This window comes from Streptomyces sp. NPDC059009 (assembly GCF_042740175.1).
Lineage (GTDB): Bacteria > Actinomycetota > Actinomycetes > Streptomycetales > Streptomycetaceae > Streptomyces.
Window position 1 is genome coordinate 98839 of the sequence record NZ_JBHYJB010000031.1, and the last position, 25861, is coordinate 124699.

At 70.2% G+C, this 25861-nt stretch carries 22 protein-coding genes; 17 read left to right on the forward strand and 5 right to left on the reverse strand.

Annotated features, from left to right (window positions below):
• Positions 1-91: 91 nt before the first annotated feature.
• The 5 genes from secD to ACFWYM_RS28680 all read left to right on the forward strand — a co-directional run bounded on the left by secD (position 92) and on the right by ACFWYM_RS28680 (position 6448).
• Positions 92-1855 (forward strand): protein translocase subunit SecD, encoded by a 1764-nt coding sequence (gene secD / locus ACFWYM_RS28660; protein ID WP_384843369.1) that lies wholly within the window; start codon positions 92-94, stop codon positions 1853-1855.
• Position 1856: 1 nt separating this feature from the next.
• Positions 1857-2972, forward strand: a complete 1116-nt coding sequence (gene secF / locus ACFWYM_RS28665) for a protein translocase subunit SecF (protein WP_384843371.1) — start codon at positions 1857-1859, stop codon at positions 2970-2972.
• Positions 2969-3508 carry an adenine phosphoribosyltransferase gene (locus ACFWYM_RS28670; protein WP_384843374.1) on the forward strand — a complete coding sequence of 180 codons (540 nt, stop codon included), beginning with the start codon at positions 2969-2971 and terminating at the stop codon, positions 3506-3508. The genes secF and ACFWYM_RS28670 overlap by 4 nt, the downstream gene beginning before the upstream one ends.
• A 170-nt stretch (positions 3509-3678) precedes the next feature.
• The gene (locus ACFWYM_RS28675) at positions 3679-6240 is read left to right on the forward strand and encodes a RelA/SpoT family protein (RefSeq protein ID WP_384843377.1); all 2562 of its coding nucleotides are present in this window, start codon (positions 3679-3681) and stop codon (positions 6238-6240) included.
• A gap of 49 nt (positions 6241-6289) precedes the next feature.
• Positions 6290-6448: a hypothetical protein gene (locus tag ACFWYM_RS28680; RefSeq protein WP_384843380.1), complete on the forward strand. Its 159-nt coding sequence runs from the start codon at positions 6290-6292 to the stop codon at positions 6446-6448.
• A 78-nt stretch (positions 6449-6526) separates the two neighbouring features.
• Here the strand turns inward: ACFWYM_RS28680 and ACFWYM_RS28685 are convergent, their stop codons facing one another.
• Together ACFWYM_RS28685 and ACFWYM_RS28690 are read right to left on the reverse strand one after the other, a co-directional pair.
• Positions 6527-7759: a DUF349 domain-containing protein gene (locus ACFWYM_RS28685; protein WP_384843383.1), complete on the reverse strand. Its 1233-nt coding sequence runs from the start codon at positions 7757-7759 to the stop codon at positions 6527-6529.
• Positions 7760-7892: 133 nt separating this feature from the next.
• Positions 7893-8702: a peptidylprolyl isomerase gene (locus ACFWYM_RS28690; RefSeq protein ID WP_384843386.1), complete on the reverse strand. Its 810-nt coding sequence runs from the start codon at positions 8700-8702 to the stop codon at positions 7893-7895.
• A gap of 181 nt (positions 8703-8883) precedes the next feature.
• Here ACFWYM_RS28690 and ACFWYM_RS28695 point away from each other — a divergent pair, with 181 nt between their 5' ends.
• Together ACFWYM_RS28695 and hisS are read left to right on the forward strand one after the other, a co-directional pair.
• Positions 8884-9597: an MBL fold metallo-hydrolase gene (locus tag ACFWYM_RS28695; RefSeq protein ID WP_384843389.1), complete on the forward strand. Its 714-nt coding sequence runs from the start codon at positions 8884-8886 to the stop codon at positions 9595-9597.
• A 13-nt stretch (positions 9598-9610) separates the two neighbouring features.
• Positions 9611-10873 carry a histidine--tRNA ligase gene (gene hisS / locus ACFWYM_RS28700; protein WP_384843392.1) on the forward strand — a complete coding sequence of 421 codons (1263 nt, stop codon included), beginning with the start codon at positions 9611-9613 and terminating at the stop codon, positions 10871-10873.
• A 114-nt stretch (positions 10874-10987) separates the two neighbouring features.
• Here the strand turns inward: hisS and ACFWYM_RS28705 are convergent, their stop codons facing one another.
• A complete protein-coding gene (locus ACFWYM_RS28705) occupies positions 10988-11851 on the reverse strand; it encodes an ABC transporter permease (protein WP_384843395.1) in 864 nt (287 codons plus the stop codon).
• A complete protein-coding gene (locus ACFWYM_RS28710) occupies positions 11848-12735 on the reverse strand; it encodes an ABC transporter ATP-binding protein (RefSeq protein WP_384843398.1) in 888 nt (295 codons plus the stop codon). The genes ACFWYM_RS28705 and ACFWYM_RS28710 overlap by 4 nt, the downstream gene beginning before the upstream one ends.
• A 154-nt stretch (positions 12736-12889) precedes the next feature.
• Here ACFWYM_RS28710 and ACFWYM_RS28715 point away from each other — a divergent pair, with 154 nt between their 5' ends.
• The 4 genes from ACFWYM_RS28715 to rpsD all read left to right on the forward strand — a co-directional run bounded on the left by ACFWYM_RS28715 (position 12890) and on the right by rpsD (position 16776).
• Positions 12890-13531, forward strand: a complete 642-nt coding sequence (locus ACFWYM_RS28715; RefSeq protein ID WP_384843401.1) for a vitamin K epoxide reductase family protein — start codon at positions 12890-12892, stop codon at positions 13529-13531.
• 68 nt (positions 13532-13599) lie between these two features.
• Positions 13600-14967 carry a replication-associated recombination protein A gene (locus ACFWYM_RS28720; RefSeq protein ID WP_384843404.1) on the forward strand — a complete coding sequence of 456 codons (1368 nt, stop codon included), beginning with the start codon at positions 13600-13602 and terminating at the stop codon, positions 14965-14967.
• A gap of 60 nt (positions 14968-15027) precedes the next feature.
• Positions 15028-15840 carry a DUF1524 domain-containing protein gene (locus ACFWYM_RS28725; RefSeq protein ID WP_384843407.1) on the forward strand — a complete coding sequence of 271 codons (813 nt, stop codon included), beginning with the start codon at positions 15028-15030 and terminating at the stop codon, positions 15838-15840.
• A 321-nt stretch (positions 15841-16161) separates the two neighbouring features.
• A complete protein-coding gene (rpsD, locus tag ACFWYM_RS28730) occupies positions 16162-16776 on the forward strand; it encodes a 30S ribosomal protein S4 (protein WP_384843411.1) in 615 nt (204 codons plus the stop codon).
• Here rpsD and ACFWYM_RS28735 read toward each other — a convergent pair.
• A complete protein-coding gene (locus ACFWYM_RS28735) occupies positions 16764-19001 on the reverse strand; it encodes an ATP-binding protein (protein ID WP_384843414.1) in 2238 nt (745 codons plus the stop codon). The two genes, rpsD and ACFWYM_RS28735, sit on opposite strands and share 13 nt — an antisense overlap.
• Positions 19002-19172: 171 nt before the next feature.
• Between ACFWYM_RS28735 and ACFWYM_RS28740 the strand changes: the two genes are divergently transcribed.
• The 6 genes from ACFWYM_RS28740 to ACFWYM_RS28765 all read left to right on the forward strand — a co-directional run bounded on the left by ACFWYM_RS28740 (position 19173) and on the right by ACFWYM_RS28765 (position 25775).
• A complete protein-coding gene (locus ACFWYM_RS28740) occupies positions 19173-19643 on the forward strand; it encodes a DUF948 domain-containing protein (protein ID WP_384843417.1) in 471 nt (156 codons plus the stop codon).
• A gap of 7 nt (positions 19644-19650) precedes the next feature.
• Positions 19651-19989 carry a DUF6167 family protein gene (locus ACFWYM_RS28745; RefSeq protein ID WP_384843420.1) on the forward strand — a complete coding sequence of 113 codons (339 nt, stop codon included), beginning with the start codon at positions 19651-19653 and terminating at the stop codon, positions 19987-19989.
• The gene (gene alaS / locus ACFWYM_RS28750) at positions 19989-22658 is read left to right on the forward strand and encodes an alanine--tRNA ligase (RefSeq protein WP_384843423.1); all 2670 of its coding nucleotides are present in this window, start codon (positions 19989-19991) and stop codon (positions 22656-22658) included. Before ACFWYM_RS28745 ends, alaS begins: the two co-directional genes overlap by 1 nt.
• 17 nt (positions 22659-22675) lie before the next feature.
• Entirely contained in the window at positions 22676-23140 is a 465-nt protein-coding gene (ruvX, locus tag ACFWYM_RS28755; protein WP_384843456.1) for a Holliday junction resolvase RuvX, read from the forward strand.
• Between the two features lie 125 nt (positions 23141-23265).
• Positions 23266-24948, forward strand: a complete 1683-nt coding sequence (gene mltG, locus ACFWYM_RS28760) for an endolytic transglycosylase MltG (RefSeq protein WP_384843426.1) — start codon at positions 23266-23268, stop codon at positions 24946-24948.
• Positions 24945-25775 (forward strand): shikimate dehydrogenase, encoded by an 831-nt coding sequence (locus ACFWYM_RS28765; protein ID WP_384843429.1) that lies wholly within the window; start codon positions 24945-24947, stop codon positions 25773-25775. Before mltG ends, ACFWYM_RS28765 begins: the two co-directional genes overlap by 4 nt.
• The last annotated feature ends 86 nt before the right edge of the window (positions 25776-25861 follow it).

Consider the following 25861-nt stretch of genomic DNA (forward strand, 5'->3'; position numbering starts at 1 on the left):
CGACACCATTCATGGCCGCCCGCCCAGGGCTTTCCCCGCGCAGTGAGGGAAGCCACCGGACGCCGGGCGGTTGGACAGGGAGAACGAGAAGGTGGCAGCACCGAAGAAGGGCCGAAGGCAGGGCGCCCAGGGGAGGCCGGGCCGCTCGCTGGTCTTCATCCTGATCGCACTGGTGGCGCTCACCGGGGGGATGTTCCTTTCCGGGCACACCACGCCGCGCCTCGGCATCGACCTCGCCGGCGGTACGAGCATCACGCTCGAGGCGAAGAACGAGCCGGGCCAGAAGAACGCGATCAACTCGACCAATATGAACACCGCGGTCGACATCATGAACCGCCGTGTCAATGGTCTGGGCGTCTCCGAGGCCGAGGTTCAGACCCAGGGCGACCGGAACATCATCGTCAACATCCCCAAGGGCACGAACTCGCAGCAGGCGCGCGACCAGGTCGGCACGACCGCTCAGCTCTACTTCCGCCCGGTGCTCACGATGGCCGGCGGAAAGCCGACCCCCGAGCCGTCCTCCACCCCGTCCGGCACGGACAAGGGCAAGGACAAGGACAAGAAGGACGACGCCGACAAGTCCGGCAAGGACAAGGCGACTTCACCGTCCGCCACCCCCACCTCCCAGGGCCGCGCCGTCACGGACGCCCTGAAGGCCGACCCGACGCCGAGCGCCTCGGACAAGGCGAAGGACAAGGGCGAGGACAAGAAGAAGGACGGCTCGTCCCCCTCCCCGTCGGCGGACACCAAGAAGCTTCAGGAGCAGTTCACCAAGCTGGACTGCACCGACCCGAAGGCCCGCGCCGCCGTCGGCGAGGGCGTCAAGCCCTCCGACCCGACCGTGGCCTGCGGCCTGGACTCCTCCGGCAAGAACTGGGAGAAGTTCATCCTCGGCCCCGCCGAGATCAACGGCAAGGAAGTCAAGAAGGCCGAGGCCGTCTACGACACCACCGGGTCGCGCGGCTGGATGGTCACCATGTCCTTCAAGGACAAGGGCCAGAAGCAGTTCGCCGACATCACCGGCAAGCTCGCCTCCCAGCAGCCGCCGCAGAACCAGTTCGCGATCGTCATGGACCGCGAGGTCGTCTCGGCCCCGTCCGTCTCGCAGCGGCTCAACAGTGACGCGGAGATCTCCGGCAGCTTCACCCAGGAGTCCGCCAAGGACCTGGCCAACATGCTGTCGTACGGCGCGCTGCCGCTGACCTTCAAGGAAGCGAGTGTCCAGACGGTCAGCCCGGCCCTCGGCGGCGAGCAGCTGCGCGCCGGCCTGATCGCCGGCGCCATCGGTCTCGCCCTCGTCATCCTCTACCTGGTCGTCTACTACCGTGGCCTCTCGCTCATCGCGATCGCGAGCCTCGGGGTCTCCGCCGCGCTGACGTACACGATCATGACGCTGCTCGGCCCGACGATTCACTTCGCGCTGAACCTGCCGGCGGTGTGCGGTGCGATCGTTGCCATCGGCATCACGGCGGACTCGTTCATCGTGTTCTTCGAGCGGGTCCGTGACGAGGTCCGCGAGGGGCGCACGCTGCGGCCCGCCGTGGAGCGGGCCTGGCCCCGCGCGCGGCGCACCATCCTGGTCTCCGACTTCGTGTCGTTCCTCGCCGCCGCGGTGCTCTTCATCGTGACGGTCGGCAAGGTGCAGGGCTTCGCGTTCACGCTCGGTCTGACCACGCTGCTCGACGTCGTCGTGGTCTTCTTCTTCACGAAGCCGCTGATGACGATCATGGCCCGCAAGAAGTTCTTCGCGAACGGCCACAAGTGGTCCGGACTCGACCCCAAGCGGCTCGGCGCCAAGCCCCCGCTGCGGCGCTCCCGCCGCGTCAGCGCCCCCGTCGACACGAAGGAGGCGTGAGATGTCGAAGCTCGGCAATCTCGGCGCCAAGCTGTATCGCGGTGAGGTCGGCTACGACTTCATCGGCAAGCGCAAGATCTGGTACGGCGTCTCGATCCTGATCACCATCACGGCGATCGTCGGTCTCGCGGTGCGCGGCCTGAACATGGGCATCGAGTTCGAGGGCGGTGCCGTCTTCAACACCCCGAAGACGACCGCCTCGGTCTCCCAGGCGCAGGAGTCGGCGGAGAAGGCGTCCGGCCACGAGGCGATCGTCCAGAAGCTGGGCGGGGACAAGCTCCGCATCCAGATCGCGGGCGTGGACATCAAGAAGTCCGACCAGATCAAGGACGCGCTGGCCAAGGATCTGGACATCAAGGGCAAGATCGACGCCGACCTCGTGGGCCCCAGCTGGGGTGAGCAGATCGCCAACAAGGCATGGCAGGGCCTGGCCATCTTCATGGTCCTTGTCGTGATCTATCTGGCGATCGCCTTCGAGTGGCGCATGGCCATCGCGGCCCTGATCGCCCTGATCCACGACATCACGATCACCGTCGGCGTCTACGCCCTGGTGGGCTTCGAGGTCACACCGGGCACGGTGATCGGTCTGCTGACCATTCTCGGTTACTCGCTCTATGACACGGTCGTGGTCTTCGACAGCCTCAAGGAACAGTCGAAGAACATCACCAAGCAGACCAAGTTCACGTACAGCGAGATCGCCAACCGGTCGATCAACGGCACGCTGGTCCGCTCCATCAACACCACGGTGGTCGCGCTCCTGCCGGTCGCGGGCCTGCTGTTCATCGGTGGCGGTGTCCTCGGCGCCGGCATGCTGAACGACATCTCCCTGTCGCTGTTCGTCGGCCTCGCCGCGGGTGCGTACTCCTCGATCTTCATCGCCACGCCGCTCGTCGCCGACCTCAAGGAGACCGAGCCGCAGATGAAGGCCCTCAAGAAGCGCGTGCTCGCCAAGCGCGCCGCGGCTGCCGCCCAGGGCGAGTCCGCCGAGGGCCCCAAGGAGACCGGTGAGCCGGAGGACGCCGAGCCGTCCAAGGGTGCCCCCGCGGTCGTCGGCCCCCGCAACCAGCCCGCGTCGCGCAACCGCGGCCGTGGCCGCCCCTCGGGGAAGCGGCGATGACCGACGTCAAGGAGCTCCTCCTCAGCCGCATCCGCGATGTGCCGGACTATCCGGAGCCGGGCGTGATGTTCAAGGACATCACCCCGCTCCTGGCGGACCCGGCGGCCTTCACGGCGCTCACGGACGCGCTGGCCGAGATCTGCGTGGCCAACGGCGCCACGAAGGTCGTCGGCCTGGAGGCCCGGGGCTTCATCCTCGGCGCCCCGGTCGCCGTCCGCGCCGGGCTCGGCTTCATCCCCGTACGGAAGGCGGGCAAGCTCCCCGGAGCGACGCTCAGCCAGTCGTACGACCTGGAGTACGGCAGCGCCGAGATCGAGGTGCACGCCGAGGACCTGAGCGCCGAGGACCGCGTCATGGTCATCGACGACGTCCTGGCCACCGGCGGCACCGCCGAGGCATCGGTCCAGCTCATCCGCCGTGCCGGGGCCCAGGTCGCGGGCATCGCGGTGCTCATGGAGCTGGCTTTCCTGCCCGGCCGCGAACGACTGGTTCCAGCCCTGGACGGCGCCCCTCTGGAGGCGCTGCTCACGGTCTGAGCCCCTTCAGACGCACCAGGAGGCGGGCCCGGAGGAATCCGGCGCCCGCCTCTGGTGTTCCTCCAGTACAGAGCCGTCTCACCGGCCGAGGGCGAGCCGCGGGCCCAGGATCGATACCATGGGCTCTTCGGGACCTGACCGGGGGACCCGATCGCGCACAGGGAGCGCTCTTGCCAGACGAGTCCCAGCCACTGACCGCCGCCAAGGCCGCCGAGCGGGCCGAGCGGCCCGCTCCGCCCGCCGCCACGCCCGCGAACGGGTCGGAGAGCGCGCAGAGCGGGAAGTCCGCGCAGCAGACGCGGGGCGACGGCGCGCGGGGCGGCACGTCTGCCACACAGCCGCCGCGCCCCAAGCCCGCCACCCCCGAGAACCGTCCGGCCCCGACTCCTCCGGCGCCTCCGGCCGTCCGGCAGGGCGCGGGCAGGACCGAGCGCTCCGGCTCCTCCAACCGCGTGCGGGCCCGCCTCGCCCGCCTCGGCGTCCAGCGCTCCAACCCGTACAACCCGGTCCTGGAGCCGCTCCTTCGGATAGTGCGCAGTAACGATCCGAAGATCGAGACGTCCACGCTCCGCCAGATCGAGCGCGCCTACCAGGTCGCCGAGCGCTGGCACCGTGGCCAGAAGCGCAAGAGCGGCGACCCGTACATCACGCACCCGCTCGCGGTGACGACGATCCTCGCCGAGCTGGGCATGGACCCGGCCACGCTCATGGCGGGGCTCCTGCACGACACCGTGGAGGACACCGAGTACGGCCTGGACACGCTGCGCCGGGACTTCGGCGACCAGGTCGCGCTGCTCGTCGACGGCGTCACCAAGCTGGACAAGGTCAAGTTCGGCGAGGCCGCGCAGGCCGAGACCGTGCGCAAGATGGTCGTCGCCATGGCCAAGGACCCCCGCGTCCTGGTCATCAAGCTCGCCGACCGCCTGCACAACATGCGCACCATGCGGTACCTGAAGCGCGAGAAGCAGGAGAAGAAGGCCCGCGAGACGCTGGAGATCTACGCTCCGCTGGCGCACCGCCTCGGCATGAACACCATCAAGTGGGAGCTGGAGGACCTCGCCTTCGCGATCCTCTACCCCAAGATGTACGACGAGATCGTGCGTCTGGTGGCCGAGCGCGCCCCCAAGCGGGACGAGTACCTCGCCATAGTGACCGACGAGGTCCAGGCCGACCTGCGCGCCGCCCGCATCAAGGCCACCGTCACCGGGCGGCCGAAGCACTACTACAGCGTCTACCAGAAGATGATCGTGCGCGGCCGCGACTTCGCCGAGATCTACGACCTGGTGGGCATCCGGGTCCTGGTCGACACGGTCCGCGACTGTTATGCGGCGCTCGGCACCGTGCACGCGCGATGGAATCCGGTCCCCGGCCGGTTCAAGGACTACATCGCGATGCCCAAGTTCAACATGTACCAGTCGCTGCACACGACGGTGATCGGCCCCAACGGCAAGCCGGTCGAGCTGCAGATCCGTACGTTCGACATGCATCGCCGCGCCGAGTACGGCATCGCCGCGCACTGGAAGTACAAGCAGGAAGCCGTCGCCGGCGCCTCCAAGGTCCGCACCGACGTGCCCAAGAAGGGCGGCGGCAAGGACGACCACCTCAACGACATGGCGTGGCTGCGCCAGTTGCTCGACTGGCAGAAGGAGACCGAGGACCCGAGCGAGTTCCTCGAGTCGCTCCGCTTCGACCTCTCGCGCAACGAGGTCTTCGTCTTCACGCCGAAGGGTGACGTGATAGCGCTCCCGGCGGGCGCCACCCCCGTCGACTTCTCGTACGCCGTGCACACCGAGGTCGGCCACCGCACCATAGGAGCGCGGGTCAACGGACGGCTCGTGCCGCTCGAATCGACCCTGGACAACGGCGACTTGGTGGAGGTCTTCACCTCGAAGGCCGCCGGTGCGGGGCCGTCCCGGGACTGGCTCGGCTTCGTCAAGTCACCGCGGGCGCGCAACAAGATCCGTGCCTGGTTCTCCAAGGAGCGCCGGGACGAGGCCATCGAGCAGGGCAAGGACGCCATCGCGCGCGCCATGCGCAAGCAGAACCTGCCGATCCAGCGCATCCTCACGGGCGACTCGCTCGTGACCCTCGCGCACGAGATGCGCTACCCCGACATCTCGTCCCTGTACGCGGCGATCGGCGAGGGCCACGTCACCGCCCAGTCCGTCGTGCAGAAGCTAGTCCAGGCGCTCGGCGGCGAGGAGGCGGCCAACGAGGACATCGCCGAGAGCGCACCCCCTTCGCGCGGCCGCTCCAAGCGCCGGTCGAACGCCGACCCCGGTGTCGTCGTCAAGGGCGTCGAGGACGTCTGGGTCAAGCTGGCCCGCTGCTGCACGCCCGTGCCCGGCGACCCCATCATCGGCTTCGTCACGCGCGGCAGTGGCGTATCGGTTCACCGCAGCGACTGCGTGAACGTCGACTCGCTGTCCCGCGAGCCCGAGCGGATCCTCGAGGTCGAGTGGGCGCCCACGCAGTCGTCGGTCTTCCTGGTCGCCATCCAGGTGGAGGCCCTCGACCGCTCCCGGCTCCTGTCGGACGTCACGCGCATCCTCTCCGACCAGCACGTGAACATCCTGTCCGCCGCCGTCCAGACCTCCCGCGACCGCGTCGCCACATCCCGCTTCACCTTCGAGATGGGCGACCCGAAGCACCTGGGCCATGTGCTCAAGGCCGTCAGGGGAGTCGAGGGCGTCTACGACGTGTATCGAGTGACGTCGGCGCGCCGCCCATGAGGCCCCTCGTGAACCAGCCTGACTTCAGGGCGAGTTCACGGGGGAGGTCATGGCGCCGGGCGAACCGGTCGACGGGCGCTACCGGTTGGTGGGGCTCCTGGGCCGCGGCGGCATGGGCGAGGTCTACGAGGCCCAGAACACCGCGCAACCGGAGTTGTCCGAGCACGCCCTGGACATCGCCGAGCACGACGGCGCCGCCCCCCGGTAGGCCCCGGGGACGTGAAACGGCCCGGACCGCTCGGCTGCGGTCCGGGCCGTCACCTGCCCGGGGAAACTTCCCGAAGGCTCAGCCGCCGAACTCGTGCAGACCCTTCAGGGCCTGGTCGAGCAGCGCCTGACGGCCGTCGAGCTCCTTCTGGAGCTTGTCGGCCTTCGCGTCGTTGCCCTGCGCACGGGCCTGCTCGATCTGGGCCGCGAGCTTGTCGACCGCGGCCTGGAGCTGGCCGGTGAGGCCCTCGGCACGCGCGCGTGCCTCCGGGTTGGTGCGCCGCCACTCCGCTTCCTCGGAGTCCTGCAGCGCCCGCTCCACCGCGTGCATCCGGCCCTCGACCTTCGGGCGCGCGTCCCGCGGTACGTGGCCGATGGCCTCCCAGCGTTCGTTGATGGAGCGGAAGGCCGCGCGGGCCGCCTTCAGGTCCGTCACCGGGACGAGCTTCTCGGCCTCGTCCGCCAGCTCCTCCTTGAGCTTCAGGTTCTCGCCCTGCTCGGCGTCGCGCTCCGCGAAGACCGCGCTGCGCGCCGCGAAGAAGATGTCCTGGGCGCCGCGGAAGCGGTTCCACAGGTCGTCCTCGTGCTCGCGCTGGGCGCGGCCCGCGGCCTTCCAGTCGGCCATCAGCTCGCGGTACCGGGCGGCCGTCGGGCCCCAGTCCGTCGAGTTCGACAGCGCCTCGGCCTCCGAGACCAGCTTCTCCTTGGCCTTGCGGGCCTCCTCGCGCTGGGCGTCCAGCGAGGCGAAGTGGGCCTTGCGGCGCTTGGAGAACGCCGAGCGGGCGTGCGAGAAGCGGTGCCACAGCTCGTCGTCCGACTTGCGGTCCAGACGCGGCAGACCCTTCCAGGTGTCCACCAGGGCGCGCAGGCGCTCGCCCGCGGCCCGCCACTGCTCGCTCTGCGCGAGCTCCTCGGCCTCGGTGACCAGGGCCTCCTTGGCGTGGCGCGCCTCGTCCGACTGCTTGGCCTTCTGGACCTTGCGCTCCTCGCGGCGCGCCTCGACGGTCTCGACGAGCTTGTCGAGCCGCTTGCCGAGGGCCTCCAGGTCGCCCACCGCGTGTGCCTCGTCGACCTGCTGGCGCAGGTGCTCGATGGCGGTCGTGGCGTCCTTGGCGGACAGGTCGGTGGTCTTCACCCGGCGCTCGAGAAGTCCGATCTCGACGACGAGACCGTCATACTTGCGCTCGAAGTAGGCCAGGGCCTCGTCGGGAGATCCTGCCTGCCACGATCCGACCACTCGCTCGCCGCCGTCGGCCGTACGCACGTACACGGTCCCCGTCTCGTCGACGCGGCCCCACGGGTCGCTGCTCACAGCGCCTCCTCCACATGATGCCTGTGCAGGGCCCCCGGCCCCCGGCATCGTCCACAGTTTCGTCACCGCCAACATAGGCGACCGGCGGGGCGGCTGTCCGCATCCAGCGCGACCGAACTTGGCCTGCTGGTGGTCAGGATTTCCGTACGGTGGCCTTGTTGATGACGACGGTCGCGTTCGGGGCGCCGTCGCCCCGTCCGGAGTTCTCCCCGGCCGCCGCGATCTTGTTGAGCACCTTCATGCCCGATTCGGAAATGGTCCCGAACGGTGTGTAGTCGGGCGGCAGCTTACTGTCCTGGTAGACCAGGAAGAACTGGCTGCCTCCGGTGTTCCGGCCCTGCTTGGTGTCGGCCTTGTACTGGTTGGCCATCGCCACCGTGCCCGCCGGGTACACCCCGCCCTTCAGCTTCTTGTCCTTCAGGTTCTCGTCGGGGATCGAGTAGCCGGGCGTCCCCTCGCCGGTCCCCTTCGGGTCGCCGCACTGCAGGACGTAGATGCCGCCGGTGGTGAGGCGGTGGCACTTCGTGTGGTCGAGGTAGCCCTTGTCGACCAGGAAGTCGAAGGAGTTCACCGTGTGCGGGGCCTTGGCGGCGTCGAGCTTCAGGCCGATGTCCCCGCACGTCGTGGCGAGGTCCATCGTGTAGGCGGCCTTCTTGTCGACCGTCAGGGCGGGCTCCTTCTTGAAGCTCATCGGCTTCACCTGGCCCGGGGCGGCCTTCGCGCAGGGGTCGGTCGGCTTGCCCGCCTCGTCCTTCGGCTTGTCGTCGCCGTCGAAGGCTCCCGCCGCGTACGAGACCGCGCCCGCCGCCACGACCAGGGCGACGGCGCCCGCGAGCACCGCATTGCGCCTGCGCGCCCGGCGCCGGGCGACCTCCCGCCGCTCCTGCTGCCGGACGAGCTTCTCCCGGGCGAGCTGCTTGCGCCGTCTGTCTTGGCTGACCACCGGGTCTTCTCCCCTTCGCCTGCGTACGTACGTCCCGCTGTACGTCTCGTAGTGCCCCGTACCGTATATGGGTTACCTGTGGAATCGGCAGCGCCGGTAGGCTCTGATCTGCAGCAATCTCCGGCCGAAAGGCACCGGGGATGCGCGGCAGCCTCCCGCCGACGACGAATGAAGGACGATCGTGCTCATTGCCGGGTTCCCCGCCGGGGCCTGGGGCACCAACTGCTACTTGGTCGCCCCCGCCGCCGGTGAGGAGTGCGTGATCATCGACCCGGGCCACCAGGCCACCCAGGGAGTCGAGGACGCACTCAAGAAGCATCGGCTCAAGCCCGTCGCGGTCGTCCTCACCCACGGCCACATCGACCACGTCGCCTCGGTCGTCCCGGTGTGCGGGGCCCATGACGTACCGGCCTGGATCCACCCCGCCGACCGGTTCATGATGACCGACCCGGAGAAGGCCCTCGGCCGGTCCCTCGGCACGCAGCTGATGGGCGAGCTGACCGTGGGGGAGCCCGACGACCTGAAGGAGCTGACCGACGGCGCGGAGCTGCAGCTCGCCGGTCTGGACTTCACGGTCGCGCACGCACCGGGCCATACGAAGGGGTCGGTGACCTTCCAGCTGCCCGAGGCCGCGGACATCCCGTCGGTGTTCTTCTCGGGCGACCTGCTGTTCGCCGGCTCCATCGGACGCACCGACTTCCCCGGGGGATCGCACACCGAGATCCTCGAGTCGCTGGGCCGCGTGTGCCTGCCGCTCGACGACTCGACCGTGGTCCTGTCGGGACACGGCCCCCAGACCACCATCGGCCAGGAGCGCGCCACCAACCCGTATCTGCGGCAGGTGGCGGCCGGCCTGGGCGCGGACGAGACGTCCGCCCCTCGACGAGGAATGTGACGAGACTTCTCCAGTGAGCACCTTCAGCGCCCCCAAGGGCACCTACGACCTGCTCCCGCCGGACTCCGCGAAGTACCTCGCGGTGCGCGAGGCCATCGCCGCCCCGCTGCGCAACTCCGGCTACGGCTACATCGAGACGCCCGGCTTCGAGAACGTGGAGCTGTTCGCCCGCGGCGTCGGCGAGTCCACCGACATCGTCACCAAGGAGATGTACGCCTTCGAGACCAAGGGCGGCGACCAGCTCGCGCTGCGCCCCGAGGGCACCGCGTCCGTGCTGCGCGCGGCGCTCCAGGCCAACCTGCACAAGGCGGGCAACCTCCCGGTCAAGCTCTGGTACTCGGGCTCGTACTACCGCTACGAGCGTCCGCAGAAGGGCCGCTACCGCCACTTCTCGCAGGTCGGCGCCGAGGCGATCGGCGCCGAGGACCCGGCTCTCGACGCCGAGTTGATCATCCTCGCGGACCAGTCCTACCGGGCGCTCGGCCTGCGCGGCTTCCGCATCCTGCTCAACTCCCTCGGCGACAAGGAGTGCCGGCCCGTCTACCGCGCCGCCCTCCAGGACTTCCTGCGCGGCCTGGACCTGGACGAGGAGACGCGTCGACGCATCGACATCAACCCGCTGCGGGTCCTCGACGACAAGCGTGACGACGTCCAGAAGCAGCTGGTCGGCGCCCCGCTCCTGCGCGACTACCTGTGCGACGCGTGCAAGGCGTACCACGAGCAGGTCCGCGAGATCCTGACCGCCGAGGGCGTCGCCTACGAGGACGACCCGAAGCTGGTGCGCGGCCTGGACTACTACACGCGCACCACCTTCGAGTTCGTGCACGACGGCCTCGGCTCGCAGTCCGCGGTCGGCGGCGGCGGCCGCTACGACGGCCTGTCCGAGATGCTCGGCGGCCCCGCGCTGCCGTCCGTCGGCTGGGCCCTCGGCGTGGACCGCACGGTGCTCGCCCTGGAGGCGGAGGGCATCGAGCTCGAACTGCCCGCGTCCACCAGCGTGTTCGCGGTCCCGCTCGGGGAGGAGGCGCGCCGGGTGCTGTTCCGCGCGGTGACGGAGCTGCGGCGGGCGGGCATCGCTGCGGACTTCGCCTTCGGCGGCAAGGGCCTCAAGGGCGCGATGAAGAACGCCAACCGCTCCGGCGCCCGCTTCACGATCGTCGCCGGTGAGCGCGACCTCGCCGAGGGCGTCGTACAGCTCAAGGACATGGAGTCCGGCGAGCAGTCGGCGGTCGCGGTCGACGCCGTCGTGGCCGAGCTGAAGGCGAAGCTGGCGTAGGGACGTACACACGTACACAAGGAGGGCCCTGTTTCGCGAAACAGGGCCCTCCTTGTTGCACGGGCTCTCCTTGTCGTACGTACGGAGGTCCGAACTCCCCTTGTCGTACGGAGGTCAGGACTCCCCGCGGTTCTTCCACCGGAACGTCAGCAGGCACAGCACCAGCCCGCCCACGCACCACGCGCCGAGGACCAGCGCCACGCGCCCGTACTCCCAACTCCCCGTCTGTTCAAGGACGGCGGCCGACTCCGGCAGGAACACCCCGCGCAGGCCCTGGCACATCCACTTCAGCGGGAACAGGGCGCCGATGTTCAGCATCCAGTCGGGGATCGTGTTGATGGGGATGTAGACCCCGGAGATGAACTGCAGCACCAGGAAAGGCAGGACGACCACCGAGCTGGCGCTGCTCGCCGACTTCGGGACGCTGCTGATCGCGATGCCGAGCAGGGTGCACGCGGTGAGGCCGAGGACGAAGATCCAGCCGAAGGTCAGCCACTTGCTCGCGCTGCCCGGCAGGTTCACGTCGTAGACGGTGGTGCCGACGGCGAGCAGGATCGTGGTCTCCAGGACACCCGTCACCAGGACGAGCCACACCTTGCCCAGGAAGTACGCGGTCGGCGGCATCGGCGTGCCCCGAAGGCGCCGCAGTACCTTCTGGTCGCGCTCCAGGGCGATGGAGATGCCGAGGGACTGGAAGCTGGTCGACATGATGCCCGCGGCGATCAGCGCGGCCACGTAGAGCTGCGAGGCCGTGACACCGGCACCCTCCACGTCGTCGCTGAAGATCGACGCGAACAGGAAGAGGAAGACGATCGGGAACGCGAAGGTGAAGACGACCTGGCCGCGTTCGCGGAAGAACTCCTTGAGCTCCAGGGCGCCCCGGCCGCGCCCGAGGGACCAGGCACCGGGCAGCGGCGGCCGCGTCGCGGCGGCACCTGTGGGCGTGGTGGCGGGTGTGGGTGTGGCTCCTGTGGTCATCGGGCGTCCTCCCGTTCCGGCCGGCCGGTCAGGCGCAGGTAGACGTCCTCGAGGGTGGGGCGGCTGATCGTGAGGCCGGGGATCTCGCCGCCGAAGCGGTCCATGAGGCCGACCACGGTGCGGGTCGGCGCGGGGGTGCGCTCGCGGCGCGGGGTGCCGTCCCGCTCGCGCCACTCCACGGTCGCCTCGGAGCCGAAGCGGTGACGCAGCTCCTCGGGGGTGCCCTCGGCCACCACGCGGCCCGCCGCGATCACCGCGAGGCGGTGCGCGAGTGCCTCGGCCTCCTCCAGGTAGTGCGTGGTCAGGACGATGGTCGTGCCCTCGTCCGCGAGCAGCCGGATCAGCTCCCAGAACTGCCGCCTGGCCGCCGGGTCGAAGCCCGTCGTCGGCTCGTCGAGCAGCAGCAGCTCCGGGTCCCCGATCACTCCGAGCGCCACGTCGAGCCGGCGCCGCTGTCCGCCCGACAGCGCCTTGACGCGGCTGCCCGCCTTGGCGTCGAGCCCCACCAGGTCGATGACCTCGTCGGGGTCGCGCGGGCTCGGGTAGTAGCGGGCGAAGTGCCGCACGGTCTCCTGGACGGTGAGCTCGGCGGGCGCCGACTCGTCCTGCCACACGATGCCCACCCGGGAGCGCCAGGCCCGGCCGCCGGAGCCCGGGTCCGCCCCGAGCACGGAGACCTCGCCGCCGTCCCGGGTGCGGTGGCCCTGGAGGATCTCCACGGTGGTGCTCTTGCCCGCGCCGTTGGGGCCCAGGATGCCGAAGACCTCGCCGTGGCGGACGGCGAGGTCGATGCCGTCGACGGCGGTCACGTCCCCGTACCGCTTGCGCAGCCCCTGTACGTCGATCGCCAGCTTCTCTGTGCGTTCCGCCCCGTGTTCGCTCATGAGCGTGATCGTCCCGCCGAATCGGGCGTTCCGGGAGCCCTGCCCGTGTCTGGTTATGTTCAAGGAAGGGTCGGCACCCGGGTGGGCACACAGGCGTGTGCGGCAGAATGACCCCTCCCGGAACCCGACCGAACTCGACCGACGGAACGGCGTGATGAGCAAAACGATGTCAGCGAAGGATGGTGTCTCTTCCGACGCGGAGGGCACGGACGCTCCCCGGGCGGTGGGCGGAAGCCGCGCGTTCGCCCTCCTCCTTGTGATCACCGGCGCCGCCGGACTGCTCGCCTCGTGGGTCATCACCCTGGACAAGTTCGAGCTCCTGAAGGACCCGAACTTCCAGCCGGGCTGCAGCATCAACCCCGTCGTGGCCTGCGGCAGCATCATGAAGAGCGAGCAGGCGGAGGCGTTCGGCTTCCCGAACCCGATGCTGGGCCTGGCCACGTACGCCGTCGTCATCGGCGTCGGCATGAGCCTGCTCGCCCGGGCCCGCTTCCCGCGCTGGTACTGGCTGACGTTCAACGCGGGCACGCTCTTCGGAGTCGGCTTCTGCACCTGGCTGATGATCCAGTCGCTGTACCACATCAACGCGCTCTGCCTGTGGTGCTGCCTGGCCTGGGTCGCCACGCTCCTGATGTTCTGGTACGTCACGTCCTTCAACATCCGCAACGGCTTCCTGCCCGCGCCGGGCTGGGCCAAGAGCTTCCTGGCGGACTTCACGTGGGCGCTGCCGGTCATGCACATCGGCGTCATCGCGATGCTGATCCTGACGCGCTGGGGTGCGGACCTCTGGGCCTGAGGGCCCCCGGATCCGCCCGTCACCGCCTCCCGGCGGGATTGTCAGTGGGGTGACATAGGGTTCTTGACGTGGAGCCCGACCTGTTCACCGCCGCAGCCGAAGACCGCCAGGAGAAGGACCCGTCCAGCAGCCCCCTGGCCGTCCGGATGCGCCCGCGCACGCTCGACGAAGTCGTGGGCCAGCAGCACCTGTTGAAGCCGGGCTCGCCTCTGCGGCGCCTCGTGGGGGAGGGCGGTGGCGGCCCGGCCGGGCCCTCCTCCGTGTTCCTGTGGGGCCCGCCCGGAATCGGCAAGACGACCCTGGCGTACGTGGTCTCCAAGGCCACCAACAAGCGCTTCGTGGAGCTCTCGGCGATCACCGCGGGCGTGAAGGAGGTCCGTGCGGTCATCGACGGCGCGCGCCGGGCGATGGGCGGCCACGGCAAGGAGACCGTCCTCTTCCTCGACGAGATCCACCGCTTCAGCAAGGCCCAGCAGGACTCCCTGCTCCCGGCCGTGGAGAACCGCTGGGTCACCCTGATCGCGGCGACCACGGAGAACCCGTACTTCTCGGTGATCTCCCCCCTCCTCTCCCGCTCCCTCCTGCTCACCCTCGAACCGCTCACGGACGACGACCTGCGCGGCCTGCTCCACCGCGCGCTGGCCGACGAGCGCGGCCTCGGCGGCGCCGTCTCCCTGCCGGACGAGGCCGAGGCGCACCTCCTGCGCATCGCGGGCGGCGACGCACGGCGGGCGCTCACGGCGCTGGAGGCGGGCGCCGGCGCCGCGCTCTCCAAGGGCGAGCAGGAGATCACCCTCCAGACCCTCGAGGAGTCGGTCGACCGCGCGGCCGTGAAGTACGACCGGGCCGGAGACCAGCACTATGACGTCGCCAGCGCCCTCATCAAGTCCATCCGCGGCTCGGACGTGGACGCGGCGCTGCACTACCTGGCCCGCATGATCGAGGCGGGCGAGGACCCCCGCTTCATCGCCCGCCGCCTGATGATCTCCGCGAGCGAGGACATCGGCCTCGCCGACCCCACGGCGCTGCCCACCGCCGTGGCCGCGGCCCAGGCCGTCGCCATGATCGGCTTCCCGGAGGCGGCGCTCACGCTCAGCCACGCCACGATCGCCCTGGCCCTGGCCCCGAAGTCGAACGCCGCGACGCTCGCGATCCAGCAGGCCCAGGCCGACGTCCGCGGCGGCCTCGCGGGCCCCGTACCGCCCCATCTGCGCGACGGCCACTACAAGGGCGCCGCCAAGCTCGGCCACGCCCAGAGCTATGTGTATCCGCACGACGTGCCGGGCGGCATCGCGGCCCAGCGGTACGCGCCGGACGCCATCGAGGGCAAGCGCTACTACCAGCCGACGAGGTACGGGGCGGAGTCCCGGTACGCGGACGTGGTGGAGCGGGTCCGTGAGCGTCTCAAGGGCGAGCAGCCCTCGGGCGGCGCCTGACTCCGGGCAGCGCCTGACTCCGGGAGGCGTTCCGCCCCCGGCCCGCCTACGCTCGGCGCCATGGGCAGAGCAGTCGGCAGGGCCACCGGGGCGCTGCTCCTGCTGGCCGTGGCCGCCGCCACCGCCTGCCAGCCGCCCCAGCTGGAGCGCGCCGACGCTCGCCTCGGCACACCGAAGGCCACGAAGGCCACGCCGGAAGCCACTCCGAAGGCCACGCCCACGACCTCCCGCGAGGCGAGCGCCGAGCCCACCCGCACCCCCGCCCCGTCCTCCGTCCCCCTCGCCAGCCCCGGCTTCCCGCCGACCCCCGCCCAGGCCCGCGAACAGCTCGCGAAGCTGGAGGTCGCGTGGGGCAAGAACTGGCAGACGTACAAGCGCTCCGAGTTCGGCGCGGGCTGGAGCGACGACACCGACGCCCCGGGCGGCCGCAACGGCTGCGACACCCGCGACGACGTCCTGCGCCGCGACCTGAAGAACCTGCGCGAGGGCGACCGCAACCCCTGCGTGGTGATCTCCGGCACCCTGCACGACCCGTACACCGGCAAGGAACTGCCGTACTACTACCGCCGTGCCTCGCAGATCCAGACCGACCACGTGGTCGCGCTGGGCGCCGCCTGGCGGGCCGGGGCCTGGGCCTGGAGTCCGGCCGAGCGCCTGAAGTATGCCAACGACCTGGACGTGCTGCTCGCCACCGACAAGGAGACGAACTACCAGAAGAGCAGCCAGACCCCGGACAAGTGGAAGCCGCCGCGCAAGGAATACTGGTGCGAGTACGCGCGCCGCTGGACCGGCATCAAGGCCAAGTACCGCCTGACGGTCACGGCCCCCGAGAAGCTCGCCCTCCAGGACCTCCTGGCAACGTGCCCTCAGTAGTCCTGTAGAATTTCCAAACGCTGCGTCCCGTGCCCGGTCCCGTACCGGCACCACCAGAGCGGGACATCCAGCCGGAACCCCACCGCCGCAAGGCCCGGGGATCCAGGAGCGTCGCGCACCGTCGAAGGTGTCGCGGGCAGCCCACCACCATCTCGGAGCCCCGGGAATCGGTCGGTGGGCCACTCGCGTGCTGCACATAGTGCCCAGACCAGGGAGCGGCTGCCCCATGAGCCACGGTTCATGAGGTTTCCCAGGCTGCGGATTGCGACCTCCCCTAACCACTGGTGAAGCCGAATTCACTGAGAACAGAGAGGTTGGTTCATGCCGAACCAGTCCCGCCCCAAGGTCAAGAAGTCGCGTGCCCTCGGCATCGCGCTGACCCCGAAGGCCGTCAAGTACTTCGAGGCCCGCCCCTACCCGCCGGGCGAGCACGGCCGTGGGCGCAAGCAGAACTCGGACTACAAGGTCCGTCTGCTCGAGAAGCAGCGTCTGCGCGCGCAGTACGACGTGTCCGAGCGCCAGCTCGTCCGCGCCTACGAGCGTGCCGCCAAGACGCAGGGCAAGACCGGTGAGGCCCTGGTCATCGAGCTGGAGCGTCGTCTCGACGCCCTGGTTCTGCGTTCGGGCATCGCCCGCACGATCTACCAGGCCCGCCAGATGGTCGTGCACGGTCACATCGAGGTCAACGGCCAGAAGGTCGACAAGCCGTCCTTCCGCGTCAAGCCGGACGACGTCGTCATGGTCCGTGAGCGCTCCCGCGAGAAGACCCTCTTCCAGGTCTCCCGCGAGGGTGGCTTCGCCCCCGAGGGCGAGACGCCGCGCTACCTCCAGGTGAACCTGAAGGCCCTGGCCTTCCGCCTGGACCGCGAGCCGAACCGCAAGGAGATCCCCGTGATCTGCGACGAGCAGCTCGTCGTCGAGTACTACGCCCGCTGACCCGGACGTAGCTCTCCCTGCTTCAGCCCGTCGCCTTCCCGCCCTTCGTGGTGGGCAGGGCGGCGGGTTCGCTCGTTCTCGGGGACCTGTCCGAGCGCCCGGGCCACCGCCGCGTCCGTGCCGAGCCGGGCCCCGGCCCGTACGCACTCCTCGTACCGGGTGTCGCCGAGCGCCTCGCGGGCCTGGGTCTCGCACAGGGCGTGCGGGCCGCCGAAGAAGCCCGAGCCGAACAGCGGCAGGCCCACCGACGGCCAGATGCGTGAGGCCGCTCCCTGCAGCACCGCCGCCTCCTCCGGGTCGCCCTCCGCCGCCGTGAACAGGGCGAGCAGCTCCATGGCCAGGACCGTGCCGAGCAGATCGTTGAAGGCGTGGTCCAGGCGGAGGCAGCGCGCGAGCAGCTCCCGCGCGGTCTCCGCCTCGCCGCGGGTCCAGGCCGCGTAGCCCAGGACATAGAGGGCGTACGCGAGGGCCCAGCGCTCCCCGTGGTCCTCGCAGACCCGGCGCACCTCCTCGCACAGCTCCACCGCTGCTTCGAGAGAGCCCTGGAAGGCGAGCGCCATGGCCAGCTCGACCTGGCCCATCAGGACGTTGCTGTTGAGCTCGCCGATCTCCTGGTACTGCTCCATGGCGTCGCGCAGCAGCCGCTCCGCGCGGGGCATGTCGTCGGTGACGAGGGCCAGGCAGCCGATGCGGTGCACCGCGTACGCCGAGGCGAGCGGGCTGTCGGTGCGCTCCGCCTCGTCCTTGCACTCCTGCAGCGCGGAGAGCGCCGCGACCGTGTCGCCCTGCAGGACCGCCACGTATCCGAGCACCCACAGCGCCTTCAGGCGCGCGTCGTCATGGCCGCCCTCGAGCTCGAGGGCCCGCCCGAGCCAGTGCCGTCCCTCCGCCAGGCGCCCGCAGCCGACCCAGTAGAACCAGAGCGTGCCGGCGAGGTACTGGCCGATCCGCGCCTCGTCCGGGCCGGTCAGACAGAACTCCAACGCGGCGCGCAGATTGGGCAGTTCGCCCTCGATGAGGGCGGCGACCTCGGCCTGCCGGGGCGAGAACCAGTCCAGCTCGCACCAGGTGGCGAGCCCCATGTACCAGTCGCGGTGGCGGCGCCGCATCCGCTCGGTGTCCCCGAGCGCCTCCAGCCACTCCGCCCCGTACGCCCTGACGGTGTCGAGCATCCGGAAGCGCGCCCCGCCGGGTCCCTCCTCGCGGCCCACGACGGACTGGGCGAGCAGCTCGCTCAGCACGTCCAGGACGTCGTCGGCGTGCACCCCGTCGCCGCCGCACACGTACTCCGCGGCCTCCAGGTCGAAGGGGCCGGAGAACACCGAGAGCCGGGCCCACAGCAGCCGCTCGCGCGGGGTGCACAGCTCGTGGCTCCAGCCGATCGCCGTGCGCAGGGTCTGGTGGCGCGGCAGGGCGTCGCGGCGGGTGCCCGAGAGCAGCCCGAAGCGGTCGTCGAGCCGGGCGACCAGCTGTCCTGGCGACAGCGCCCGCAGCCGTCCCGCGGCCAGTTCGAGGGCCAGCGGGATCCCGTCGAGCCGGTCGCACAGCTCCACCACGTCCGCGCGGTGCCCGTCGTCGACGGCGAAGCCGGGCAGGCCCGCCGTCGCACGGTCCGCGAAGAGCGCGATCGCGTCGTGGGCGGGCAGTGGGGCGAGCGGGAAGAGACGTTCCCCCTCGAGGTCGAGCGGGCGGCGCCCGACCGCGAGGACCTTCAGCCCGCGGGAGTGCCGCAGCAGATCCCGTACGAGCGAGGCGCAGGTGTCGACGAGATGCTCGAACCCGTCCAGGACGAGCAGGAGTTCACGGTCGGCGACGTGGTCGAGCAGCACCCGGCGGGGCGCCCTGCTGGTGTGGTCGGTCAGGCGCAGGGCGTCGGCGACGGCGTGGTCCACCAGGTCCGGGTCGCGCACCGCGGCCAGCTCCACCAGCCAGACGCCGTCGGCGCACTCCGCCCCGACGGCCGCCCGCACGGCGAACCGGGACTTCCCCACGCCGCCGACCCCGGTCACGGTCACCAGGCGCCGGGCGGCCAACGCGGCCGCGAGCTCGGCGAGTTCGGCGCTGCGTCCGACGAAGGAGGTGAGCTCGGGCGGGAGGTTGCCCGGGGCGGGTGTTAAATCCTCCTGAGGGGCGCCCTCGTGGGTGTCCCCGAGAGGGGCGGCGGGGGCGGGTGCGGGGCTGGGGACATCGTTTCGGCCGTTGCCGGGGCGCTGAGGGCGTCGCATGGGGTACGGAGCGTACTCATGCGTAAGCACTCCGTACAATCACTTCTCACAACTCCCGCACCAGCGACCCCTAATGCGGTACGGAGCGGCAGGCCCGGCGCGATAGGGTCGGGGGACGACTTTTCGATGTTCAGGTTCGATGTTCAGGGACGATTCAGGGAGCGGTGCCGAGTGTCCGGTGGAGAGGTGGCCGGGATCCTGGTGGCCGTCTTCTGGGCGATCCTGGTCTCCTTCCTCGCGGTGGCGCTCGTGAGGCTGGCCCAGACGCTCAAGGCGACCACGAAGCTGGTGGCGGACGTGACCGAGCAGGCCGTCCCGCTCCTGGCCGACGCCTCGACGGCGGTCCGCTCCGCACAGACCCAGATCGACCGCGTCGACGCCATCGCCTCGGACGTCCAGGAAGTCACGTCGAACGCGTCGGCGCTCTCCACGACGGTCGCCTCCACCTTCGGCGGCCCCCTCGTCAAGGTGGCCGCGTTCGGCTACGGAGTGCGCCGGGCCCTCGGTCGTAAGACGGGGCCCGAAGGAAAAGAAATGCCCGCCAAGCCGTCCCGTCGTACGGTGATCGTGGGCCGCACCGTCCCGGCCGCACGCAAGTCGAAGCGGAGCAAGCGGGAGAACAACCGGGGAAAGAGAGCCTGAGGCAGCGATGTTCCGCCGTACGTTCTGGTTCACCGCGGGCGCCGCCGCCGGCGTCTGGGCCACCACGAAGGTCAACCGCAAGCTCAAGCAGCTGACCCCGGAGAGCCTGGCCGCGCAGGCGGCGAACAAGGCGATCGAAGCGGGCCACCGGCTCAAGGACTTCGCGCTCGACGTCCGCGACGGCATGGCCGAGCGCGAGGCCGAACTCGGCGAGGCCCTCGGCCTGGACGAGCAGCCCGAACTCCCCGCGCAGCGCCGCTTCGCCGTGATCGAGAACCACAGCACCAAGCACACGAAGTACCTCGAGAACACGACGTACTCGTACAACCGGAATGAGGACCACTAATGGAGTCGGCTGAAATTCGCCGCCGCTGGCTGAGCTTCTTCGAGGAGCGCGGTCACACCGTCGTCCCTTCGGCGTCGCTCATCGCGGACGACCCGACTCTCCTGCTGGTCCCCGCGGGCATGGTGCCCTTCAAGCCGTACTTCCTCGGTGAGGTCAAGCCGGAGTTCGACCGCGCCACCAGCGTCCAGAAGTGCGTGCGCACGCCCGACATCGAAGAGGTCGGCAAGACCACGCGCCACGGCACGTTCTTCCAGATGTGCGGCAACTTCTCCTTCGGCGACTACTTCAAGGAAGGCGCCATCACGTACGCCTGGGAGCTGCTCACCACGCCCCAGGACAAGGGTGGCTTCGGCCTGGACCCGGAGCGGCTCTGGGTCACCGTCTACCTCGACGACGACGAGGCCGAGCGGATCTGGCGCGAGAAGGTCGGCGTCCCGGCCGAGCGCATCCAGCGCCTGGGCAAGAAGGACAACTACTGGTCCATGGGCGTGCCCGGACCCTGCGGCCCCTGCTCCGAGATCAATTACGACCGCGGCCCCGAGTTCGGCGTCGAGGGCGGCCCGGCCGTCAACGACGAGCGGTACGTGGAGATCTGGAACCTCGTCTTCATGCAGTACGAGCGCGGCGAGGGCACCTCGAAGGAGGACTTCGAGATCCTCGGCGAGCTGCCGAGCAAGAACATCGACACCGGTCTCGGCCTCGAGCGCCTCGCCATGATCCTGCAGGGCGTGCAGAACATGTACGAGACCGACACCCTGCGCGTCGTCATGGACAAGGCCACCGAGCTGACCGGTGTGCGCTACGGCGCCGAGCACGGCTCGGACGTCTCCCTGCGCGTGGTCGCCGACCACATGCGGACGTCGGTCATGCTCATCGGCGACGGCGTCACGCCGGGCAACGAGGGCCGCGGCTATGTGCTCCGCCGCATCATGCGCCGCGCCGTGCGCAACATGCGCCTCCTCGGCGCCACGGGTCCGGTCGTCCTCGAACTCGTCGACACGGTCATCAAGTCGATGGGCCGGCAGTACCCGGAGCTGGAGACCGACCGCAAGCGCATCGAGACCGTCGCCCTCGCCGAAGAGGCCGCCTTCCTCAAGGCCATCAAGGGCGGCACGAACATCCTCGACACCGCGGTCACGGAGACCAAGGCCGCCGGCGGCACCGTCCTCTCCGGCGACAAGGCGTTCCTGCTCCACGACACCTGGGGCTTCCCGATCGACCTCACCCTCGAAATGGCCGCCGAGCAGGGCCTTTCGGTGGACGAAGAGGGCTTCCGGCGCCTGATGAAGGAGCAGCGGGAGCGCGCCAAGGCCGATGCCCAGGCCAAGAAGACCGGCCACGCCGACCTGCACGCCTACCGTGAGATCGCCGACAGCTCCGGCGCCACGGACTTCACCGGCTACACCCTCACGGAGAACGAGGCCACGATCGTCGGCCTCCTGGTCAACGGCGTCCCCTCGCCCGCCGCCACCGAGGGCGACGAGGTCGAACTCGTCCTGGACCGCACCCCGTTCTACGCCGAGGGCGGCGGCCAGATCGGCGACACCGGCCGCGTCCGCACCGACAGCGGCGCCGTCGTCGAGGTCCGCGACGTGCAGAAGCCGGTGCCCGGCGTGCACGTCCACAAGGGCGTCGTCCAGGTCGGCGAGATCACGGTCGGTGCCCCGGTCTGGGCCACGATCGACTCCCACCGCCGCCGCGCCATCGCCCGCGCCCACTCGGCCACGCACCTCACGCACCAGGCGCTGCGCGACGCCCTCGGCCCGACGGCCGCCCAGGCCGGTTCGGAGAACCAACCGGGCCGGTTCCGCTTCGACTTCGGCTCCCCGTCGGCCGTGCCCACGGCCGTGATGACGGACGTCGAGCAGAAGATCAACGAGGTCCTGGCCCGCGAACTCGACGTCCAGGCCGAGGTCATGAGCATCGACGAGGCCAAGAAGCAGGGCGCCATCGCGGAGTTCGGCGAGAAGTACGGCGAGCGCGTGCGCGTCGTGACCATCGGCGACTTCTCCAAGGAGCTGTGCGGCGGCACGCATGTGCACAACACCGCCCAGCTCGGCCTGGTGAAGCTGCTCGGCGAGTCCTCCATCGGCTCCGGCGTGCGCCGCATCGAGGCCCTGGTCGGCGTCGACGCGTACCACTTCCTCGCCAAGGAGCACACGGTCGTCGCCCAGCTCCAGGAGCTGGTCAAGGGCCGTCCCGAGGAGCTCCCCGAGAAGATCTCCGGCATGCTCGCCAAGCTGAAGGACGCCGAGAAGGAGATCGAGAAGTTCCGCGCGGAGAAGGTCCTGCAGGCCGCCGCCGGTCTCGCCCAGGGCGCCAAGGACGTACGCGGCGTGGCCCTGGTCACCGGCCAGGTGCCGGACGGCACGGGCGCCGACGACCTGCGCAAGCTGGTCCTCGACGTGCGCGGCCGCATCCCTGGTGACCGCCCGGCCGTCGTCGCCGTGTTCTCCACGGTCAACGGCAAGCCGCTGACGGTCATCGCGACCAACGAGTCCGCCCGCGGGCGCGGCCTCAAGGCCGGCGACCTGGTCCGCACGGCCGCCAAGACCCTCGGCGGCGGTGGCGGCGGCAAGCCGGACGTCGCCCAGGGCGGCGGCCAGAACCCGGCCGCGATCGGCGACGCCATCGCCGCCGTCGAGCGCCTGGTCACCGAGACCGCCTGATGGCCGACGCGAACGGCATCCGCCGGGGCCGTCGCCTGGCGGTCGACGTCGGTGACGCCCGCATCGGGGTCGCCTCGTGCGACCCCGACGGGATCCTCGCGACGCCGGTGGAGACCGTGCCGGGGCGCGACGTCCCGGCCGCCCACCGCCGCCTTCGCCAACTCGTCGAGGAGTACGAGCCGATCGAGGTCGTCGTCGGACTCCCTCGCTCCCTCAAGGGGAGCGAGGGCCCGGCCGCCGTCAAGGTACGGGGCTTCGCGCAGGAGCTCGCGGCTGGAATCGCACCCGTTCCGGTGAGGCTCGTGGACGAGAGGATGACCACAGTGACGGCCAGTCAGGGGCTGCGCGCCTCCGGCGTGAAGTCCAAAAAGGGCAGGTCTGTCATTGATCAGGCGGCCGCCGTCATCATCCTTCAGCAGGCATTGGAGTCCGAACGGGCGTCAGGTAAAGCTCCGGGCGAGGGCGTCGAAGTGGTCATCTGATCGCGATACGGTAACGTTCCGCGCGATGCGGCGGCGTTCGAACAGCTGCCGCACAGCATCAAGAGGCGGATCGGTTGCCCTGGAATCCAGACAGCGGCCCCCGCCTCGCGGCTCGTAGGGGATCGATGACTGAGTATGGCCGGGGCCCAGGCTCCGAACCGTGGCATCCGGAGGACCCGTTGTACGGGGACGGCGGATGGGGAGGGCAGCAGGCCGTCGGTGGCCAGCCCCCCTACGGCGGCCAGGGGCAGTACCACCCGCAGCAGCCGCACCATCCTCAGCACCCTCAGCAAGCGCAGTACGACGACTGGACCACCGGACAGCAGCAGGGCTACGGACAGCAACACCCGCAACAGCCCCAGGGCTATGGGCAGCAGCAGTACGCCGGCGGCCACGGCAGCGGCTGGGACACCGGCCAGCACGGCCACGTTCCCTACGGCGGTGACCCGGTGGACCCGTACGGGGGCCACCCCGGCGGCTACCCCACAGACGGCGCCGACTACTACGGGACGCCCGACGCCTACCCGCCGCCCGAGCCCCCCGGCCGTCGCCGCCCGGCCCCCGAACCGGAGCCGGAGACGGACTGGGACCCCGGCCCCGACCAGGGCGAGCACGCCTTCTTCGCGGGCGGCAACGACGACGAGGACGACTACGACGACGAGTCGCGCAGCCGTCGCGGCGGGGGCGACCGGCGGGGGCGCGGCGGTGGCCGCAAGCCGAAGAAGCGCCGCAGCGGCTGTGCCTGTCTCGTGGTGACCCTGGTCTTCGCGGGCGGCCTCGGCGGCGTCGGCTATTTCGGCTATCAGTTCTACCAGGACCGTTTCGGCAATGCCCCGGACTATTCGGGCGACGGAACCGGTCAGGCCACCGTGGAAATCCTCAAGGGTTCCGGCGGCTATGCGATCGGCCAGGCCCTGAAGGACGCCGGAGTGGTGAAGAGCGTCGACGCCTTCGTCTCCGCGCAGAAACGGAATCCGGACGGCCAGTCCATTCAGGCGGGCGTCTATACGCTCAAGAAACAGATGTCGGCCGAGTCCGCCGTCGAATTGATGCTCAGCCCGAAGAGCCAGAGCAATCTCATCGTGACACCGGGCAGCCGAAACGCTTCGGTGTACAAGCTGATCGACGCGCGCCTCGAACTGTCCGAGGGCTCCACCAAGAAGGTCGCCGAAAAGGAATGGAAGAGCCTCGGCCTTCCGGACTGGGCGACCAGCAACATGGGCAAGGACGTCAAGGACCGCCTCGAAGGCTTCCTCTTCCCGGGCACCTACCCGGTCGCCAAGGGCCAGAAGCCCGAGGCCGTCCTGAAGAAGATGGTCGCCCAAGCCGCCCAGGAATACGATGAGTTGGGCGTCGAGAAGCAGGCCGCGGACCTGCATCTGAAGAACCCGCTGCAGCTCGTCACCGTCGCGAGCCTCGTCCAGGCCGAGGGCAAGTACAAGCACGACTTCGACAAGGTCGCCCGCGTCGTCTACAACCGCCTGAAGCCCAACAACACCGAGACCTACGGCCTCCTGGACTTCGACTCGACGGTGAACTACCTGAAGGGCACGTCGAAACTGGGGCTCGGCTCCGTCGACGAACTCCGCAAGGTCGACGACCCGTACAACACGTACAAGATCAAGGGCCTGCCGCCCGGACCGATCGGCAACCCCGGCGAAGAGGCCATCAAGTCGGCGCTCAACCCGGCCAAGGGCAATTGGTACTACTTCGTCTCGGTCAGCGAGGACAAGACGCTCTTCGCGGAGACGAACGAAGAGCAGAACCAGAACCGCAAGAAATATCAAGAGGAGCTAAACGGGGGATGAGCCAGTCCAGGAACCGGGCCGCCGTGCTCGGCTCGCCGATCGCGCATTCCCTCTCCCCGGTGCTGCACCGCGCCGCGTACGGGGAGTTGGGACTCGACGACTGGTCGTACGACCGGTTCGAGGTCGACGAGGAGGCCCTGCCCGGCTTCCTCGGCGGGCTCGGGTCCGAGTGGGCGGGGCTCTCGCTGACGATGCCGCTCAAGCGGGCGGTGATCCCCCTGGTCGACGAGGTCACCGAGACGGCGGCCTCCGTCGAGGCGGTCAACACCGTCGTGTTCACCGATGACGGGCGCCGTGTCGGCGACAACACCGACATCCCCGGCATGGTCGCCGCGCTGCGCGAGCGCGGCATCGAGCAGGTCGAGTCCGCCGCGATCCTGGGCGCCGGCGCCACCGCCTCGTCCGCCCTGGCCGCGCTCGCCCGGATCTGCACGGGGGAGGTCGTCGCCTACGTACGCAGCGCCGAGCGCGCCGCCGAGATGCGGCAGTGGGGCGAGCGGCTCGACGTGGAGGTCCGCACCGCCGACTGGGCGGACGCCGAGCAGGCCCTCACCGCGCCGCTGGTGATCGCCACGACCCCGTCCGGCACCACGGACGCCCTCGCTGCCGCGGTCCCGGAGCGCCCCCTGACCCTCTTCGACGTGCTGTACGACCCATGGCCCACCGCGCTCGCGGCCCGCTGGTCGGGGTACGGCGGCGCCGTCGTCAGCGGGCTCGACCTCCTTGTGCACCAGGCGGTGCTCCAGGTCGAGCAGATGACGGGGGTTCCCACCGCGCCCCTCGGGGCGATGCGTACCGCGGGGGAGCGGGCGCTGGCCGCTCGTTGACGTACACGCCCGTGGCTCATCCGGGCTCATCCGGCCGTCCGCCCAGTGGACCGGCGACCAGGACAGGCGTCCAGTCGTGGGAGGAT

What these genes read in the sequence shown, in the direction of transcription:
- secF (WP_384843371.1), top strand. Translation starts at nt 1,857, where the DNA reads ATGTCGAAGCTCGGCAATCTCGGCGCCAAGCTGTATCGCGGTGAGGTC.
- ACFWYM_RS28670 (WP_384843374.1), top strand. Translation starts at nt 2,969, where the DNA reads ATGACCGACGTCAAGGAGCTCCTCCTCAGCCGCATCCGCGATGTGCCG.
- ACFWYM_RS28680 (WP_384843380.1), top strand. Translation starts at nt 6,290, where the DNA reads ATGGCGCCGGGCGAACCGGTCGACGGGCGCTACCGGTTGGTGGGGCTC.
- ACFWYM_RS28705 (WP_384843395.1), bottom strand. Translation starts at nt 11,851, where the DNA reads ATGACCACAGGAGCCACACCCACACCCGCCACCACGCCCACAGGTGCC.
- ACFWYM_RS28710 (WP_384843398.1), bottom strand. Translation starts at nt 12,735, where the DNA reads ATGAGCGAACACGGGGCGGAACGCACAGAGAAGCTGGCGATCGACGTA.
- ACFWYM_RS28715 (WP_384843401.1), top strand. Translation starts at nt 12,890, where the DNA reads ATGAGCAAAACGATGTCAGCGAAGGATGGTGTCTCTTCCGACGCGGAG.
- ACFWYM_RS28725 (WP_384843407.1), top strand. Translation starts at nt 15,028, where the DNA reads ATGGGCAGAGCAGTCGGCAGGGCCACCGGGGCGCTGCTCCTGCTGGCC.
- rpsD (WP_384843411.1), top strand. Translation starts at nt 16,162, where the DNA reads ATGCCGAACCAGTCCCGCCCCAAGGTCAAGAAGTCGCGTGCCCTCGGC.
- ACFWYM_RS28735 (WP_384843414.1), bottom strand. Translation starts at nt 19,001, where the DNA reads ATGCGACGCCCTCAGCGCCCCGGCAACGGCCGAAACGATGTCCCCAGC.
- ACFWYM_RS28745 (WP_384843420.1), top strand. Translation starts at nt 19,651, where the DNA reads ATGTTCCGCCGTACGTTCTGGTTCACCGCGGGCGCCGCCGCCGGCGTC.
- alaS (WP_384843423.1), top strand. Translation starts at nt 19,989, where the DNA reads ATGGAGTCGGCTGAAATTCGCCGCCGCTGGCTGAGCTTCTTCGAGGAG.
- mltG (WP_384843426.1), top strand. Translation starts at nt 23,266, where the DNA reads ATGACTGAGTATGGCCGGGGCCCAGGCTCCGAACCGTGGCATCCGGAG.
- ACFWYM_RS28765 (WP_384843429.1), top strand. Translation starts at nt 24,945, where the DNA reads ATGAGCCAGTCCAGGAACCGGGCCGCCGTGCTCGGCTCGCCGATCGCG.